Here is a 16,407-nt window from a genome sequence, read left to right as displayed (position 1 = left end):
CGGGGCGCGGGGCTCAGCCGTTGACGAAGTCCGCGCGGGCCAGCAGGCCGGTGTCGGCGTTGTCGGTGAAGACACCGTCGATGCCGGTGGCGAAGTAGCGCTTGAAGGCGCCGAACGCGTCGCCGTAGGCGTCCACGGCGGTGCCCTTGCGGTACTCCAGCGGCAGGAAGGGGTTCTCGTTGCGCATGGTGTAGGGGTGCAGGATCAGGCCCACCTTGTGCGCGTCGGCGACCAGGGTGGTCTCCTTGTTCAGGCTGGCGTCGGCGTTCTTCGTGATGATCAGGTCGAGCGTCGGGCCGATGCCCTGCGCGTACGACGCGATCTCGGCGAGGCCCTTCGGGGTGACCAGGTCGTCGACCGTGCGGGGGTCGCCCAGGTCGACGAAGTCGAAGGGGCGGGTGCCCGAGCCGGACAGCAGCACCACCAGGTTGTTGCGGACGAGCTTGCTGATCTTCTGGATGCTGGTCGGCTCGAAGGACTGGATGAGGACCGGCGAGTTCCGCTTGTCCTTGCCGTGCTTGCGCAGGGCCGAGGAGAGCAGCTTCTCCATGTCGAAGCCGCGCTTGCGGAAGTAGGTGGGGTGCTTCATCTCGGGGTAGATCCAGACCTGCTTGCCGCGCTTACGGGTCTGCTCGTCCTGCCACTTGAGGACCTCTTCGAAGGTCGGGATCTCCCAGCGGCCGTTGTAGAGCGTGTTGTGCGGGCGGTTGGCCGGAATGCGCTCGATCGCGCGCAGGGTCTTCAGCTCGGCGAGCGTGAAGTCCTCGGTGAACCAGCCGGTGACGGAGACGCCGTCCAGCAGCTTGGTGGTCTTGCGGGAGGCGAACTCGGGGTGGTCGGCGACGTTCGTCGTGCCGCCGATCTCTGGCTCGTGCCGGCAGACCAGGTGGCCGTCCTTGGTGGGGACGAGGTCGCCGGCCTCGACGATGTCGGCGCCGAGGTCGAGGGCCAGGTTGTAGGAGCCGAAGGTGTGCTCCGGGCGGTAGCCGCTGGTGCCCCGGTGGCCGACGATCGTGGGCTTGGGCAGGTCCTTGAGGCCGCCGCCGTGACGGGCCGAGGTGGCCTCGGCGGCTCTCGCCGTGCCCGCCGGTCCCAGTGCCGCCACTCCCGCACCGAGCACGGCCGCGCCGAGGAGCGCCCGTCGTCCCGTTCCGTTGGCTCGCTCGTTCGGCCCCTGCGTTCCCTGCGTGTCCATGAAACCTCCTGGCGTCGCCCCGTCGGTGCGCGCCGATCGTAGGTGCGCGCACATGACCAGAGGGAGACCTCGGCCCGAACACGGCGGTGACGCTGGATGTCGTACGGACGGACAGGTTTGACACGCCATCAGCAAGGAACGCGAGATGTGTCACAACATGGCGGCCCGGTTACGAGGCGGCTCCGGAGCGACACCGCAGGTAAACGTGCGTCAACACTGCGTAAGACCTCGGTGAACCCGATGTGCAATACGCGGGGCACCGCGAGTATCGTCCTCACCTGCACAGTTCTATATCGACCCCTTGACACCGGAGGGCCCGTTGTCCCGCTTCGTGCTCATCAAGGCAGTGCTCGGACCGATCATGCGCCTGATGTTCCGCACACGTGTGGAGGGCGCGGAGCACATCCCCGACGACGGCCCGGTGATCCTCGCCGGCAACCACCTCACGTTCATCGACTCGATGATCCTTCCGCTGGTCTGCGACCGGCAGGTGTTCTTCATCGGCAAGGACGAGTACGTCACCGGCAAGGGGTTCAAGGGCCGCCTCATGGCCTGGTTCTTCACCGGCGTCGGCATGATCCCGGTCGACCGGGACGGCGCGAATGGCGGCGTCGCCGCGCTGATGACCGGGCGGCGCGTGCTGGAAGAGGGCAAGGTCTTCGGGATCTACCCCGAGGGAACACGGTCGCCTGATGGCCGCCTGTACCGGGGGCGTACCGGGATCGCCCGGCTCACGATGATGACGGGTGCGCCGGTTGTTCCGTTCGCGATGATCGGCACGGACAAGTTGCAGCCGGGGGGTGCGGGGATTCCCCGCCCGGGGCGGGTCACTGTGCGGTTCGGTGAGGCGATGGAGTTCTCCCGGTACGAGGGGATGGACCGGGATCGGTATGTGCTGCGGGCTGTTACCGACTCTGTGATGACTGAGGTCATGCGGTTGTCTGGGCAGGAGTACGTGGATATGTACGCGACGAAAGCGAAAGCCGCGTAGGGGTTCGTTGTTGGGTGCGGGTGCGTGAGGGCTGGTCGCGCAGTTCCCCGCGCCCCCGAGGTGTTTCCCCTAGGCTGCGTCCTCCAGTTTCTGCCTCTTCAGCAAGAACCACGCCGCAACTGCCGTTGCCAGCAAGACCGTTGCGCCCACCGCCGATGCCACGCTCAAGCCGTTGACGAAAGCCTCTCTCGCCGACTTCAGCATTTCCTGAGCCGCCTGTGTCGGCATGCTGCCCGCCGCTTCCACCGCGCCGCCCAGTGACTCGTGCGCCGCGCTCGGTGTGCCCGCCGGAGACGCGAAGCCCCGGTAGACACCCGTCACGATCGAGCCGAGTACGGCGATGCCGAGGGCCGCGCCCAGTTCGTAGGCCGTTTCGAGACCGCCGAGGCCGCGCCTGCCTGTTCCTTCGGTACGGAGGAGAGGATGACGTCGGCTGTCACCGTGAAGGAGAACCCTGCGCCGACGCCGACCACGAGCAGTGCGGCGCCGAGGAGGGGGTACCCGGTCGACTGGTCGAGGGTTGTCAGTACGGCGAGGGCCAGGCCTACGGCGGCGAGGCCGCCCGCCACCACCGCGCGGACCGAGAAGCGGCGGGCCGTCCGGCCGGCGATGAGGCCGGCCGCCACCGCGCCCACCGCGGCGGGGATTTCGGCCAGGCCCGCTTCGAACGGGCCCCTGCCCTGGACGAGTTGCAGGTACTGGGAGAGAAAGAACACCAGCCCGGACAGGCCGAGGATGGTCAGCAGGTCGGCCAGGACGGCCGCGCTGAAGCCCCGGTTGCGGAACAGGCGCATGTCCAACAGCGGTGCGGGAAGCGTGAGTTGGCGGCGGACGAACCAGTACAGGGCCGCCGCGCCCAGTGCGCCGACCGCGAGTGCGGGCCACTCGAAGCCGTGGGTCGCGGCCTCCTTGACCGCGTAGACGACGCCGATCACGCCCACCAGGGACAGCGCGACGCTGATCATGTCCCAGGGCCCGGGGTTGGGGTTCTTCGACTCGGGGAGCATCTTGATGCCGACCAGGACGAGGACCGCCATCACGGGCAGGTTGATGAGGAACACCGAGCCCCACCAGAAGTGTTCGAGCAGGAAGCCGCCCGCGACCGGGCCGACTGCCGTACCGGCGGAGGCGGTTGCGCCCCAGATGCCGACCGCGAGGCTGCGTTCGCGCGGGTCGTGGAAGAGGTTGCGGATCAGGGCCAGGGTGGCGGGCATCAGGGTCGCGCCCGCGACACCGAGCAGCGCCCGGGCCAGGATCATCAACTCCGGTGTCGTGGCATAGGCGTTGAGGACCGAGATCGCGCCGAAAGCGGTGGCTCCGACGAGCAGGATGCGCTTGCGGCCTATTCGGTCGCCGAGGCTGCCCATCGACACGAGCAGGCCGGCGATGACGAAGGAGTAGACGTCGCCGATCCAGAGGAGCTGGGTGCCGGACGGCTTCAAGTCCTCGCTGATGTAAGGGGTCGCGAGGCCGAGGACGGTCGCGTCCACGGCCACCAGCAGCACGGCGAGCACGAGGACGGAGAGCGCGAGCCAACGGCCCGGGCGCTTCTCCGTCTCCGTCACAGCCGCCGGCTGCAGGGTGCTGGTCATGATTCCTCTCTCCGTATTCCGTCTCTGCGTAGTGCGCCGCCGAGCAGCAGCTCGACGGTCATGTGCGTGAAGTCCTTGGGGGCGCCCTTGCCGCTCTGCACCAGCCACACCGCGGAGGCCAGCAGGCCGAACAGCGCCTCGGTGAGCCAGGCGGGCGTGAGATCGATGCGGAACTCGCCGCTCTGCTGGCCGCGCCGGAAAAGGGCGGTGATGCGGTCGTCGATCCTGGCCCAGCCGGCGTGCTGCTCCTCGCCCTCGAAGAGCTGGTTCTCCGTGTAGAGGAAGGCGAGCAGACCGGCGGCCGGTTCGGCCTCGCGGACGAGTCGCCGTACGGCGTCCTCAGCCCGGCCGTCGTCCAGCCGCGCCGCGTCCAGGGCGGTCTCGCACTCGGCGATACCGAGCGCCTCCAGCGCCCGTACGAGCGCGTCGCGCCCCGCGAACTGGCGGTGCAGGGTGGCCCGGCTGATCCCGGCCGCCTTGGCGACCTCGTCCATCGTCGCGGTGGACTTGCGGGTCAGCAGGGCGGCGGCAGCGCGGAGTACGTGGTCGCGGTCGAGAGCCATGAGACAACCATAAACCACATGAGACATTCATGTCTCATCGCGGGCATGACTGCCTCACGGGGAGGGGGTGATCAGCGAGATCTCAGTGCCAGGGCAGCTGCCCGCGCTTCTCCCAGTACGTGTGCGGGTCCTCCGCGAGTGCGGCGAGGCGGGCAAGCTGGTCGTCGTTCAGGTCCACGACCGCCGCGTGCAGGTTGGAGGCGAGCTGGCCGACCGTCGCCGCGCCGGACAGGACCACCCCTGCCCACGGCTCGCGCAGGATCAGGGCCAGGGCGATCGCGTCGGCGCCCAAGGACGTCTCCTCGGCTACGGCCTTCAGGGCGTCCGGTGCGTACGACCCCGCGAGCCGGCCGTTGGCCATGCCCTCCTTGACGATCACCGCGAGTCCGGCGTCGTGGGCCTCGGCGAGGGCGGGGCCGGCCGAAGTCTCCAGGGCGTTGTACGTCGACTGGACGGTCCGGAAGAGGGGCTCGCCGTCGACCGTCACGGTGAGCGCGGCACGGATGGCGTCCGCCTGGGCCGGGCCACTCGTGGAGAAGCCGACGGTCACGCCCGTCGCCGCCAACTCGGCGAGTCTCGCGTGGAGTTCCTTGTCGGTGAGCGCCGGGCTGTCGGGGGTCACCGAGTGGATCTGGTAGAGGTCGAGGCGGTCGCCGAGCAGTTCGGCGGTTTCGCCGAGCTGGCGGTCGTAGGTCTGGACGGTGTGGTCCTTGACCTCGTGTTTCTCGGCGTCCGTGGTCCAGTCGGCGGTGTAGGTGTAGCCCCACTTGCTGCCGACCACGATGTCGTCGAGGTCGGGGTGGGCGGTCAGCCAGGCGGCGAGGAACTCCTCCGAGCGGCCGTAGGAGCGGGCCGCGTCGAAGTAGCGGACGCCCTGCGCGTAGGCGGCGTCCAGGAGTTCGTGGGTGCGGGCTCGGAGGGTTTCTACGGTGCGGGTCTCTCCGAGGTCTTTTTCGCGGCCGAGGTTGATGTAGCCGGGGCGGCCTACTGCGGCGAGGCCCAGTCCGAGGTGGGACGTGGGCGTAGTGGCGGTGGCGAGGCGGGCGAAGGGCATGCCGACAACGTAACGCGGGATGCCCGTTCGCCTCAGGATTCGGGGTGTGCGGTTGTGCAGCGGGGGCGGGTGCGTTGTGGCTGGTCGCGCCCACGCGGCGGAGCCGCAAATCGATACAGCCCCGCGCCCCTGAAGACACTTAGCTCTTCGCCGTTGACCAAGCGTGCTGAACTGCCAAGTCCCGCTTCACCTCTGCCAGTTGGATTGCCACCGCGCTCGGGGCCGTGCCGCCCCTGCCGTTGCGGGAGGCGAGGGCGCCGGGGACGTTGAGGACCGTGCGGACCTCGGGGGTGAGGTGGGCGGAGATCTTCGCGAACTGTTCGTCGGTGAGGCCGTCGAGTTCGATGTCCTCGGACTCCGCGACCTTGACGCACTCGCCGGCGACCTCGTGGGCGACCCGGAAGGGGACGCCCTGCTTGACCAGCCACTCGGCGATGTCGGTGGCGAGGGAGAAGCCGGCCGGGGCCAGTTCCTCCATGCGGTCGCGGTGGATGGTCAGGGTGGCCATCATGCCGGTGAACGCCGGGAGCAGGACCTCGAGTTGGTCGATGGAGTCGAAGACCGGCTCCTTGTCCTCCTGGAGGTCACGGTTGTAGGCGAGGGGGAGCGCCTTGAGCGTGGCCATCAGGCCCGTCAGGTTGCCGATCAGGCGGCCCGACTTGCCGCGTGCCAGCTCCGCGATGTCCGGGTTCTTCTTCTGCGGCATGATCGACGAGCCCGTGGAGAACGCGTCGTGCAGCGTCACGAAGGAGAACTCCTTCGTGTTCCAGATGATGACCTCCTCGGCGATCCGGGAGAGGTTCACCCCGATCATCGCGGTGATGAAGGCGAACTCCGCGACGAAGTCACGCGAGGCCGTGCCGTCGATCGAGTTGGCGACCGAGCCGTGCTCGAAGCCCAGGTCCTTCGCCACCGACTCCGGGTCCAGCCCGAGGGAGGAGCCGGCCAGTGCGCCCGAGCCGTACGGCGACACCGCCGTGCGCTCGTCCCACTGGCGCAGGCGTTCCGCGTCCCGCGACAGGGGCTGGACGTGGGCCAGGACGTGGTGGGCGAACAGCACCGGCTGGGCGTGCTGGAGGTGGGTGCGGCCGGGCATCGCCACGTCCGGGTGAGCCTCCGCGAGGCCGACCAGCGCGTCCTGGAGGTCGGCGATCAGGCCGCCGATCGTCCGGGCATGGTCCCGCAGATACATGCGGAAGAGGGTGGCGACCTGGTCGTTGCGCGAGCGGCCGGCGCGGAGTTTGCCGCCGAGGTCGGGGCCGAGGATCTCCAACAGGCCGCGTTCCAGGGCCGTGTGGACGTCCTCGTCGGCGATCGTGCCGACCAGGGTGCCGTCGGCGACGTTCGCCGCGAGCTGGTCGAGGCCCGCGAGCATGCGGTTCAGCTCGTCGTCGTCAAGGAGGTTCGCCTTGTGCAGCACGCGTGCGTGGGCGCGGGAACCGGCGATGTCGTAGGGCGCGAGCCGCCAGTCGAAGTGGACGGACGCGGACAGCTTGGCCAGGGCCTCGGCGGGACCGTCGGCGAAACGACCGCCCCAGAGCCGTACGTCACCGCTGTTGCTGCTCACTTGCGCTGCTCCTCAAAGGCCGTGGACCGAGGGTCGTCGTTCCGTGGTGTTCCTGCTGTGGTGTCTCTGCATTGTCTCGCATGCATGATTATGCAGTACTCTGCATGATTCGTCAATTTGAAAGATCCTTGAACAACCTTGAACACCAGCAACCGCTTACCCGTACCTCTCGCCGAACGCAGGCGCCGCGTTTCCCCCCACGAGTCACGTTCAGTTCACCCCTGACCCGAGTGAGGCATTCGCATGTCCAGGGCTCTCCCCAAGTACAACAAGCGTCGCGTCGTTTTCATCGGCGGTGCCGCCGCCGTGGCGCTCACCGGTGCTGTCATCGCCGGTACCGCCCTTGCCGGTACGCCGGACAAGAGCAGCACCACGCAGAGCGCCCGGACGTTGTCCGACCCCGGGACGATCAGCTGCCCCGACGTGAAGTCGCAGCTCCCGGCGATTCCGGCGTCGGCGCAGGCCGAGGTCGACCGCAACCTCGCCCTCCTCGACACGCAGATCGCCGAGGCCAACAAGCGACTCGTCGACACCGTCGGACAGGGCGGCGCCAACTTCGTCCAGAACGCCATCCTCGGCCCGCTGAAGGACAAGCGCGTCTCGACCATCGACCGCATCGCCATCTCCATCGGGCGCAAGGGCACCAAGCCGACGGGGCTCGACGCGCTCGCCGCGTGCACCCTGAACGCTGCCGGTACTACGGGGTCGACCGGTGCGACGGGCACCGCGACCGCCACCCCGAGTGCGACGGCTGCCGCCACGCAGGCGGCCGGGGGGACGGACAACACCGCCGCCGGGTCGAGCGCCGTCGGGACCATTTCCTGCCCGGACGTGAAGTCGCAGCTCCCGGCGATTCCGGCGTCGGCGCAGGCCGAGGTCGACCGCAACCTCGCCCTCCTCGACACGCAGATCGCCGAGGCCAACAAGCGACTCGTCGACACCGTCGGACAGGGCGGCGCCAACTTCGTCCAGAACGCCATCCTCGGCCCGCTGAAGGACAAGCGCGTCTCGACCATCGACCGCATCGCCATCTCCATCGGGCGCAAGGGCACCAAGCCGACCGGGCTGGACTCCCTGGCCGCCTGCACGCTCACCAAGTGACGTGACAGGCAGCCGTGGCCGCCCCGATGAACGCCGGCCGGGGCGGCCACGGTGATGTCCGGAGCGGTGCGTTGCCTGTTCGGCCCATCTGAGGTGCCGTCAGCGGGTGCGCGCTTTAGCGTCTGGGGCATGCGTCCCGGTGTCGTTGCCCTCGCGTCCCTTCTTGTCCTGCTCGGTGCGGTACCCGCGCGGGCGGTCGAGCCGTCGCCCTTGTCGCTCGTGGATACCGGGGGTGGCGGTCAGCTGATCCTCGCTCAGGCTCCGCGTGCCAACTCCACGTCAGGGACGCTCAGTTGGTGGGAGCGGCGGCGGGGTGGGAAGTGGGTGAAGGTCGGTTCCGCCATCGCTCGGTTCGGGGCGAAGGGGCTCGTCGAGGGGCGGGCTCGTAAGCAGGGGTCGTACACGACTCCCACCGGGTTGTACGACCTGCCGTACGCCTTCGGGATCAAGGGCGCGCCGGGTGGGACTCATGTCAAGTACCGGCGGGTGCACGGGAGTTCTTGGTGGTGTGAGGACACCCGGTCTCGCGTCTACAACCGGTGGAGTGAGCCGCTGGCTCGTGACTGTCGGGCGTCCGAGTCCGAGCGGTTGATCTCTTATGCGACGCAGTACGCGTACGGGGTTGTCATCGGGTACAACTACGCCAAGCCTGTGAAGGGGCGTGGGGCCGGGATCTTTTTGCACGTCAACGGGCGTGGGGCTACTGCCGGTTGTGTGTCTGTGCCGGTTGACGCGATGCGTCGGATTTTGCGGTGGGTCGATCCTGGGCGGGCGCCGCATATTGCTGTCGGGACGGTGAGTGGGGTTACGGCGATTGCTCGGTACTGATTCGCCACAGCGCCGTTCAGGTTTCGGTTGTACGGCGAGTACGGGCCTGATGTGGCCGGTCGCGCAGTTCCCCGCGCCCCTAAGTTGCTCCCCTGGACGGCAGTTGGACCGTGAACGTGGTTGAGCCCGGGCGGCTTTCCAGGCCCACGCTTCCCCCGTGCGCCTCCGTCACCGCCGCCACGATCGACAGGCCCAGGCCCGCTCCCCCGCCCCTGCCTTCCGTCCGTCTGCGGTCCGCCCGGGTGAAGCGTTCGAAGACCCCCGGCTGGACCTCCGTCGGGACGCCCGGGCCGTCGTCGTGGACCGTCAGGTAGGTGAACTCACCGTTCGCCTCCACCGACACCGTCACCTTCGTGCCCACGGGTGTGTGCAGGCGTGCGTTGGCCAGCAGGTTGGCCAGGACCTGTTGGAGGCGGTGGGCGTCGCCGGTGACCGTGACCGGTTCCTCGGGGAGTTGGAGGGCCCAGCGGTGGTCGGGGCCCGCGGCGCGCGCGTCGGCGATGGCGTCGAGGACCAGGCGGGTCAGGTCGACGGGGCGGCGTTCGAGGGGGCGGCCCGCGTCGAGGCGGGCGAGGAGGAGCATCTCGTCGACCATGACACCCATGCGGGCGGACTCGGCCTCGATGCGTTCCAGTGCCCGGGTCACCTTGGGCGGGACGGGGTCCGGGTGGAGGAGGGCGAGTTCGGCGTGGCCCCGGATCGAGGCGACCGGGGTGCGCAGCTCGTGGCTGGCGTCGGCCGCGAAGCTGCGGAGGCGTTCCTCGCTGGCGTGCCGGTGGGTGAGCGCGTCCTCGACATGGCCGAGCATGCGGTTGAAGGCGCCGGCGACCTGGCCCACCTCACTGCGCGGGTCGGACTCGGGGGCCCTGGGCGGCAGTGCCACCTCGCCGCTGGCCAGCGGGAGTTCGCTGACCCGGGTGGCCGTGGCGGCGACCCGGCTGAGCGGCCGTAGCGACCAGCGCACCCAGAGCGCGCCCGCGAAACCGGTGATCAGGAGGGCGGCGCCGAAGACGATCGCGGCGACCGCCTCCAGCCGGTGGACGGCGGCCTCCACCGACTCCAGCGGGAGCCCGGTGATCATCACGTCGCCGTCCCGGCCCTTGGCGGCGAGGACGCGGTACTTGCCGAGGGAGGAGAGGTGGATGGTGTGGGCCCTGCCGTCGACCGGGACCCCGGCGAGTTCTCTGCGGTCCCGTGCGGTCAGCGGGACCTTGAGGTCGGTCGTGGTGTCGTCCTTGTCCGCGGGTACGACCCCGGAGTTGGTGACGACGCCTTTGACCAGGCGGGCGCCGAAGGTGTGCGGTGCCTGCCGGCGGGTGTCGCCGCGTTCCAGGTCGTCGGCGTCGTGGTCGGTGAGCGTCTGGCCCTTGTGCTCCAGGCTGGCGGGGAACTGTGTTCCGACCTCGGTGAGCTGCTGGTCCAGGCGGCCGGTGAGGAAGCCGTCGAGTTCGATCACCGCGGCCACGCCTACGGCGGCGCAGCTGACCGCGAGCAGTACCACCAGGCCAGCCGTCAGGCGCGCCCGCAGGGTGTGCGGCCAGGGCAGTCGCCGTAGCCGGCGGCCGACGGTCCGCAGTGCCCCGGCCATCAGAGGACCGGCTTGAGCACGTATCCGGCCCCGCGCACGGTGTGGATCATGGGCTGGCGGCCGGCGTCCACCTTCTTCCGCAGGTACGAGATGTACAGCTCGACGACATGGGCCTGGCCACCGAAGTCGTAGGACCAGACGCGGTCGAGGATCTGGGCCTTGCTGAGGACGCGGCGCGGGTTGCGCATGAGGAAGCGGAGCAGTTCGAACTCGGTCGGTGAGAGTTCGACGATCTGGCCCGCCCGGGTGACCTCGCGGGCCTCCTCGTCCATGACCAGGTCCCCGACGGTCATCCGCGGGCCCTCCTCCTGCTGGCGGGCCATGCCGGCGCGGCGCAGCAGTCCACGCAGCCGGGCGACGACCTCCTCCAGGCTGAAGGGTTTCGTGACGTAGTCGTCGCCGCCCGCGGTGATGCCGGCGATGCGGTCCTCGACCGTGTCCCGGGCGGTGAGGAAGAGCACGCAGACGTCGGGCTTCACCTCGTGCAGGGAGCGCAGTACGGCGAAGCCGTCGGTGTCCGGGAGCATCACGTCGAGGACGACGGCGTCCGGCCGCAGCTCGCGCGCCCCGGTGAGCGCCGAGGCGCCGTCGCACGCCGTGCGGACCTCCCAGCCCTCGTAGCGCAGGGCGCCGGAGAGCACCTCGGCCAGGTCGGGGTCGTCGTCGACGACGAGGACGCGCACGGGGGTGCCGTCGGGGCGGGTGAGGGCCGGTCGGCCGGAGCGGGTCGTATTCATGGCACTTAACAGCATCGCCCCTCGCGGCCTGCCCGGCTGTCGTGAAGCCCTCTGAGTTTCCTCTGAGAACTCTGAGAACTGCGCTCGCTCAGAGATCCCTCAGAGGTTGTGCCCGCACAGTTGCGTGGAGGACAGGTGAAAGGACGCACACATGACCACCGTGTACGAGCAGCGGAAGGCGCCGCCCGTGGCACCCGTTCCCCGGCGCTCGCCGGCGGGCCCGGTGCTCGCCCTGCTGTGGGCCGGCGCGGCAGCCTCCGTCGCCCTCTGGTGGGCGGACACCGGTTCCGTGGTCGGGGCCGCGGGCTGGCTGACCGGGGGCGGGCGGCTCGCCGGACTGCTGTGCGGGTACGCCTGCGCGGTGCTGGTGGGCCTGATGGCCCGGGTGCCGCTGCTTGAGCGGCGGATCGGCTCGGACCGGGTGGCGCGCTGGCACGCAATGGCGGGCCGCTACACGATCTGTCTGCTGGTCGTGCACGTCGTGCTGACCCTGCTCGGGTACGCCGCCCAGGACCGTGCCTCGATCGTGCACGAGACGGTCACGGTCGTCCTCGACTACCCGGACATGCTCAAGGGCACGATCGGTGCGCTGATCCTCTTCGCGGTCGGGATCACCTCGGCCCGCGCCGCGCGCCGCAGGCTCAGCTACGAGTTCTGGTACTACGTCCACCTGCTCACGTACCTCGCGGTCTTCCTCGCCTTCTTCCACCAGCTGTCCCTGGGAAACGAGTTCAACGGTCACGCCGGGGCCACGGCCGCCTGGTACGCGCTGTACCTGGGAGTCGCCGCCCTGGTCGTCTGGTACCGGGTCCTCGCGCCGGTGCGGTTCAACCTGCGGCACCGGCTGCGGGTCGAGTCCGTGCACCGGGAGGCGCCGGGTGTGTACTCCGTCGTCGTACGGGGGCGCCGGGTGGACGAGATGGGCGCCGAGGCCGGGCAGTTCTTCCGCTGGCGGTTCTTCGGCGAGGGCATGGGCTGGACGTCGACGCCGTACTCGCTGTCGGCGCCGCCCCGCCGGGACCTGCTGCGGATCACGGTCAAGGCGCTCGGCGACCACAGCGCGGCCGTGGCCCTGCTGCGCCAGGGTGCCCGGGTGTGGGCGGAGGGACCGTACGGGGCGCTGACCGCCGACCGGCGCACCGCGCACAAGTCGCTGCTGATCGCCGCCGGCGTCGGCATCACCCCGCTGCGGGCCCTGTTCGAGACGCTGCCCGGTGAGGTGACGCTGCTGTACCGGGCGCGTACGGCCGAAGACCTGGCGCTGGGCGGGGAGTTGGAGGCCATCGCGCAGTGGCGCGGGGCGAAGGTGCTGTACGCGCTCAACGGCCCGCAGGGGCAGCGGCCGGTGCTCGGTGCGGCGGCGCTGCGCGAGGCCGTGCCCGATCTCGCCGGGCACGACGTGTACATCTGCGGGCCGCACGCCTTCGCCCAGGACCTGTACGGGGCACTGCGCACCGCCGGTGTGCCGGACCGCCGTATCCACCACGAGTCGTTCGAGCTGTGAGGCCGTCGTGCATCCGTTGAAGAAGAACCGTCCGCTGCGCCGGATCGTGCTGGCGAGCGCGGTCACCGCGTCCGGTCTGGTGATGCTGCTGGCGCTGAAGCCGCACACGACTCCCGAGATCGCGGTGGCGCCCGCGCCGGCGCCGTCCAGCAGTTCCACCGCCACCGCCGGTTCCGGCGGTTCGAGCAGCTCCAGTGGGTCCAGTGGCTCGACCACCACCGGCACCAAGACCGTCACCGGCGACACCGTGCAGACGCGTTGGGGCCCGGTCCAGGTGAAGATCACCGTGAAGAACGGCAAGATCACCGATGTCACCGCGGTCCAGTACCCCTCGGACAATCCGCGCGACCAGGAGATCAACTCCTATGCGCTGCCGCAGTTGAAGAGCGAGGCGCTGGCCGCGCAGAGCGCGAAGATCGACACGGTGTCGGGAGCCACGTACACAAGTGACGGTTACCGCCAGTCACTCCAGTCCGCACTGGACTCAGCGGGACTCTGAACGCACAGCCTCCACGGCACGTACTTCAGGGCCAAGGGGCCACGCCACCCCCCTTGTGCCCCGTCCACGGAGGAACCGTGACCACCACGCTCGCAGGCGGACGTGCCGCCCGCCGACAGACGATGCGCCGCATCCGCCCGCGCCGCTCCCCAGCGACCCTGCTGCTGCTCGCCGTCTGGGCGGGTGCCGCCGGAGTGCTGTGGCTGTGGTGGCAGAACACGCCGTCCATCGCCGACCAGAACGGCAAGATCCTCAACGCGGGCCGTATCACTGGTCTGTTGGCGGGCTATCTGATGGCGCTCGTCGTGCTCCAGATGGCCCGCGTGCCCGCTCTGGAGCGGCGGGTCGGCTCCGACCGGGTCGCCCGCTGGCACGCCATGAGCGGCCGGTACACGCTCTGCCTGGTCTTCGCGCACGTCTTCCTCATCATGTGGGGCTACGCCCTCCAGGCGGGCAAGACGCTGAGCGACATCGTCCAGCAGACCATCGACTCGGTGAACCAGCTGCCCGACATGGGCAAGGCCGCCATCGGCACGGGCCTGTTCCTGCTGATCGGCCTGTCCTCGATCGGCGCCGTCCGCCGCAGGATCCCGTACGACACCTGGTACCACGTACACCTGCTGACGTACGGCGCGGTGTTCCTGACCTTCTGGCACCAGATCACCACCGGCAACGACTTCGCGCTGACACCGCTCGCCAAGACCGTCTGGTACGGGCTGTACGGCACGGTCACCGCGCTGGTCGTCTGGTACCGGATCCTCACCCCGATCCGCCTCAACCTGCGGCACCGGATGTACGTCGAGGCGGTCATCGAGGAGACGCCGGGCATCGTGTCCGTGCTGATCGGCGGGCGCAAGCTGCACCGGATGGGCGCGGAGGCCGGGCAGTTCTTCCGGTGGCGGTTCCTCGCGCCGGGCATGCGGTTCAGCTCGCACCCGTACTCGCTGTCGGCGGCGCCCCGCCCGAACATGCTGCGGATCACCGTCAAGGCGATCGGCGACCACAGCGCCCGGCTGCGCGAACTGCGGCCCGGCATGAAGGTGTGGGCCGAGGGCCCGTACGGCGCGCTGACCTCGCAGCGGCGCACCCGCGGCAAGGTGCTGCTGGTCGCGGGCGGCGTCGGCATCACACCGATGCGGGCGCTGTTCGAGACGCTGCCCGGCGCGGCCGGCGACATCACGCTGCTCTACCGGGCCAACACCACCCAGGACCTGGCGCTGTGGGACGAGTTGGCGAAGATCGCCGACGAGCGCGGCGCCCGTCTGATGTACGCGGTCAACAGCCCCGACGGCGAGCGCCCCGACATCTCGGCGGACTCGCTGCGGCGGAAGCTGCCCGACATCGACAACCACGACGTCTTCATGTGCGGGCCGCCCGGCTTCGCGCAGTCGGTCTACGAAGCACTGCGCGGCGCGGGGGTTCCCGCCCGCCGTATCCATCACGAGTCGTTCGAGATGTGAGCGACGGGAGTCAGGAGCAATGAAGAAGAGCCACCCCATCCGGCGTGTTCTGCTCGCGAGCGCCGCCACCGTGTCCGGGATCGTTCTGCTGCTCTCCCTGAAGCCGGCGACCGACTCCTCCTCGGCGTCCGCGCAGGGTGCGGCCCAGGGAGCCGCCGCCGCGCAGGAGTCGCCCCAGGGCGGTGCCGCGGCGGCCGGGACCTCGACCATCACCGGCGCCGCCACCCAGACCGAGTACGGGGTCGTCCAGGTCCGCCTGACGGTCGCCAACGGCAAGATCACCAAGGCCGAGGCGATCCAGGCGCCCAAGGGCGGCACCAGCGACCAGAAGACCGCGCTGTCCGTCCCCAAGCTCAACCAGGAGGCCGTCGCCACCCAGAGCGCGGACATCACCTCCGTGACCGGGGCGACGTACACCAGCGGCGGCTACAAGAAGTCCCTGCAGTCGGCCATCGACAAGATGAAGGCAGCGGGCGCGGCCGCTCCGTCCCAGAGTTCGGCCGCCGCGGCGCCCGCCGCGCCCGCCGCGCAGGCCAAGACGGTCATCGGCGATGTCGCGACGACCCAGTACGGGCCGGTCCAGGTCCGGATCACGGTCGCGGGCGGCAAGATCACCAAGGCCGAGGCCGTGCAGGCCCCGAGCGGCGGGACCAGCGACCAGAAGACGGCGCTGGCGATCCCCAAGCTCAACCAGGAGGCCGTCGCGGCGGGCAACGCGAACATCGACTCGGTGTCGAGTGCCACGTACACGAGCGGCGGTTACAAGAAGTCCCTGCAGTCGGCGCTGGACAAGGCCGGTGTCTGACACGGTGACCGATCCCGCGGAGGCTCCCGCCGCGCTGCGGCACGCCGAGGAGGTCATGGGGACGGTGTTCTCCTTCGACATCCGCGGCGGGGAGCCCGAGGCCGTCCAGGCGGCACTGGAGCAGGCGGTCGCCCAACTGCACCGGGTCAACGAGGTGTTCAGCACCTACCGCGACGACAGCCAGGTGTCGCGGCTGGCCCGCGGTGAGCTGACCGTGGCGGAGTGCGACGCCGAGGTCGCGGAGGTGCTGGAGCTGGGCGCCGAGGCGGAGCGGGTCAGTTCCGGCTGGTTCAGCACGAACTACGAGGGCCGCCTCGACCCGACCGGCATCGTGAAGGGCTGGGCTGCCGAGCGGGCGGCAGAGCTGATCGCGACGGCGGCCGGGGTGAGCGGGGTCAGTGTGAACGGCGGCGGCGACGTCCAGATGTTCGGCACCCCGGGACCGCACCGGCCCTGGCGGGTCGGCGTCTCCGACCCGCTCCGCCCGGGCGGTCTCGCGGCCGTGATCTCCGCGGCGGGCGCCGACGAACTGGCCGTGGCCACCTCCGGTACGGCCGAGCGCGGGGCGCACATCGTGGACCCCTCCACCGGCAAGTCCGCGGTGACCGACCTGGTCGCCGTCACCGTGGTGGCACCCCGGCTGACCTGGGCCGACTGCTGGGCCACGGCCGCGTTCGCGATGGGCTCACGGGAGGGCCTGGCCTGGCTGGAATCACTCCCGGACGTGGAGGCCCTGCTCATCACGGCGGGCGACGAGGTCCGCTGCACGGACGGGCTGGCGGCCCGCCTCGGCTAGGGATCCCCATGCGGGTCGGGGGGGGGGGGCGCGCCCCCCCCCGGGCGGCCCCCGCCCCCTCCTCGGCGCTCCCCCGGCGGGCTGCGGAGGTGAGTCGCACGCCCCCGCCCACCTCGACCCGCCGCCG

14 protein-coding genes and 1 pseudogene are annotated in these 16,407 nt (G+C 70.2%); 8 read left to right on the top strand and 7 right to left on the bottom strand.

Going from position 1 to position 16,407, the window contains the following annotated elements; all coding sequences use genetic code 11:
• Window positions 1–13: 13 nt before the first annotated feature.
• Window positions 14–1,195, bottom strand: a complete 1,182-nt coding sequence (locus ACFXC1_RS25210) for a glycerophosphodiester phosphodiesterase (RefSeq protein WP_381246016.1) — start codon at window positions 1,193–1,195, stop codon at window positions 14–16.
• Window positions 1,196–1,514: 319 nt separating this feature from the next.
• On the opposite strand from ACFXC1_RS25210, the gene ACFXC1_RS25205 reads away from it, so the two are divergent.
• A complete protein-coding gene (locus ACFXC1_RS25205; RefSeq protein WP_381246014.1) occupies window positions 1,515–2,186 on the top strand; it encodes a lysophospholipid acyltransferase family protein in 672 nt (223 codons plus the stop codon).
• Window positions 2,187–2,255: 69 nt separating this feature from the next.
• On the opposite strand, the pseudogene ACFXC1_RS25200 reads toward ACFXC1_RS25205, so the two are convergent.
• The 4 genes and pseudogenes from ACFXC1_RS25200 to argH form a co-directional block, all read right to left on the bottom strand.
• Window positions 2,256–3,778 (bottom strand): annotated as a pseudogene (locus tag ACFXC1_RS25200) (MFS transporter).
• The gene (locus ACFXC1_RS25195) at window positions 3,775–4,341 is read right to left on the bottom strand and encodes a TetR/AcrR family transcriptional regulator (RefSeq protein WP_381246012.1); all 567 of its coding nucleotides are present in this window, start codon (window positions 4,339–4,341) and stop codon (window positions 3,775–3,777) included. The pseudogene ACFXC1_RS25200 and the gene ACFXC1_RS25195 overlap by 4 nt, the downstream one beginning before the upstream one ends.
• A gap of 82 nt (window positions 4,342–4,423) precedes the next feature.
• Window positions 4,424–5,395 (bottom strand): aldo/keto reductase, encoded by a 972-nt coding sequence (locus tag ACFXC1_RS25190; protein ID WP_381246010.1) that lies wholly within the window; start codon window positions 5,393–5,395, stop codon window positions 4,424–4,426.
• A 139-nt stretch (window positions 5,396–5,534) separates the two neighbouring features.
• Window positions 5,535–6,962 carry an argininosuccinate lyase gene (gene argH / locus ACFXC1_RS25185; RefSeq protein WP_381246008.1) on the bottom strand — a complete coding sequence of 476 codons (1,428 nt, stop codon included), beginning with the start codon at window positions 6,960–6,962 and terminating at the stop codon, window positions 5,535–5,537.
• A 243-nt stretch (window positions 6,963–7,205) separates the two neighbouring features.
• Here argH and ACFXC1_RS25180 point away from each other — a divergent pair, with 243 nt between their 5' ends.
• Window positions 7,206–8,063 (top strand): hypothetical protein, encoded by an 858-nt coding sequence (locus ACFXC1_RS25180; protein WP_381246006.1) that lies wholly within the window; start codon window positions 7,206–7,208, stop codon window positions 8,061–8,063.
• 129 nt (window positions 8,064–8,192) lie between these two features.
• The gene (locus ACFXC1_RS25175) at window positions 8,193–8,891 is read left to right on the top strand and encodes a L,D-transpeptidase family protein (RefSeq protein WP_381246004.1); all 699 of its coding nucleotides are present in this window, start codon (window positions 8,193–8,195) and stop codon (window positions 8,889–8,891) included.
• Window positions 8,892–8,970: 79 nt separating this feature from the next.
• Here the strand turns inward: ACFXC1_RS25175 and ACFXC1_RS25170 are convergent, their stop codons facing one another.
• Window positions 8,971–10,479, bottom strand: a complete 1,509-nt coding sequence (locus ACFXC1_RS25170) for a sensor histidine kinase (protein ID WP_381246002.1) — start codon at window positions 10,477–10,479, stop codon at window positions 8,971–8,973.
• On the bottom strand, window positions 10,479–11,216 hold the full coding sequence (locus tag ACFXC1_RS25165) for a response regulator transcription factor (protein WP_381246000.1): 738 nt from the start codon (window positions 11,214–11,216) through the stop codon (window positions 10,479–10,481). The genes ACFXC1_RS25170 and ACFXC1_RS25165 overlap by 1 nt, the downstream gene beginning before the upstream one ends.
• A gap of 151 nt (window positions 11,217–11,367) precedes the next feature.
• On the opposite strand from ACFXC1_RS25165, the gene ACFXC1_RS25160 reads away from it, so the two are divergent.
• From ACFXC1_RS25160 to ACFXC1_RS25140, 5 genes are all read left to right on the top strand, one after another.
• Window positions 11,368–12,720 carry a ferredoxin reductase family protein gene (locus ACFXC1_RS25160; protein ID WP_381245998.1) on the top strand — a complete coding sequence of 451 codons (1,353 nt, stop codon included), beginning with the start codon at window positions 11,368–11,370 and terminating at the stop codon, window positions 12,718–12,720.
• Between the two features lie 7 nt (window positions 12,721–12,727).
• On the top strand, window positions 12,728–13,219 hold the full coding sequence (locus ACFXC1_RS25155; RefSeq protein ID WP_381245996.1) for an FMN-binding protein: 492 nt from the start codon (window positions 12,728–12,730) through the stop codon (window positions 13,217–13,219).
• Between the two features lie 77 nt (window positions 13,220–13,296).
• A complete protein-coding gene (locus ACFXC1_RS25150; RefSeq protein WP_381245994.1) occupies window positions 13,297–14,679 on the top strand; it encodes a ferredoxin reductase family protein in 1,383 nt (460 codons plus the stop codon).
• Between the two features lie 19 nt (window positions 14,680–14,698).
• Complete coding sequence (locus tag ACFXC1_RS25145) at window positions 14,699–15,484, top strand: FMN-binding protein (RefSeq protein WP_381245992.1); 786 nt, start codon at window positions 14,699–14,701, stop codon at window positions 15,482–15,484.
• 55 nt (window positions 15,485–15,539) lie between these two features.
• Window positions 15,540–16,280: an FAD:protein FMN transferase gene (locus tag ACFXC1_RS25140; protein WP_381246131.1), complete on the top strand. Its 741-nt coding sequence runs from the start codon at window positions 15,540–15,542 to the stop codon at window positions 16,278–16,280.
• Window positions 16,281–16,407 lie beyond the last annotated feature (127 nt).

This window comes from Streptomyces hokutonensis (assembly GCF_042751305.1).
Lineage (GTDB): Bacteria > Actinomycetota > Actinomycetes > Streptomycetales > Streptomycetaceae > Streptomyces > Streptomyces hokutonensis_A.
The sequence above is the reverse complement of the archived record's forward strand: the minus strand, read 5'-3'. Positions and strand labels throughout refer to the sequence as shown.

Coding starts and splice junctions, on each gene's coding strand:
- ACFXC1_RS25165 (WP_381246000.1), bottom strand. CDS start 11,216: ATGAATACGACCCGCTCCGGCCGACCGGCCCTCACCCGCCCCGACGGC.
- ACFXC1_RS25145 (WP_381245992.1), top strand. CDS start 14,699: ATGAAGAAGAGCCACCCCATCCGGCGTGTTCTGCTCGCGAGCGCCGCC.
- ACFXC1_RS25210 (WP_381246016.1), bottom strand. CDS start 1,195: ATGGACACGCAGGGAACGCAGGGGCCGAACGAGCGAGCCAACGGAACG.
- ACFXC1_RS25190 (WP_381246010.1), bottom strand. CDS start 5,395: ATGCCCTTCGCCCGCCTCGCCACCGCCACTACGCCCACGTCCCACCTC.
- ACFXC1_RS25160 (WP_381245998.1), top strand. CDS start 11,368: ATGACCACCGTGTACGAGCAGCGGAAGGCGCCGCCCGTGGCACCCGTT.
- ACFXC1_RS25195 (WP_381246012.1), bottom strand. CDS start 4,341: ATGGCTCTCGACCGCGACCACGTACTCCGCGCTGCCGCCGCCCTGCTG.
- ACFXC1_RS25175 (WP_381246004.1), top strand. CDS start 8,193: ATGCGTCCCGGTGTCGTTGCCCTCGCGTCCCTTCTTGTCCTGCTCGGT.
- ACFXC1_RS25170 (WP_381246002.1), bottom strand. CDS start 10,479: ATGGCCGGGGCACTGCGGACCGTCGGCCGCCGGCTACGGCGACTGCCC.
- ACFXC1_RS25180 (WP_381246006.1), top strand. CDS start 7,206: ATGTCCAGGGCTCTCCCCAAGTACAACAAGCGTCGCGTCGTTTTCATC.
- ACFXC1_RS25140 (WP_381246131.1), top strand. CDS start 15,540: ATGGGGACGGTGTTCTCCTTCGACATCCGCGGCGGGGAGCCCGAGGCC.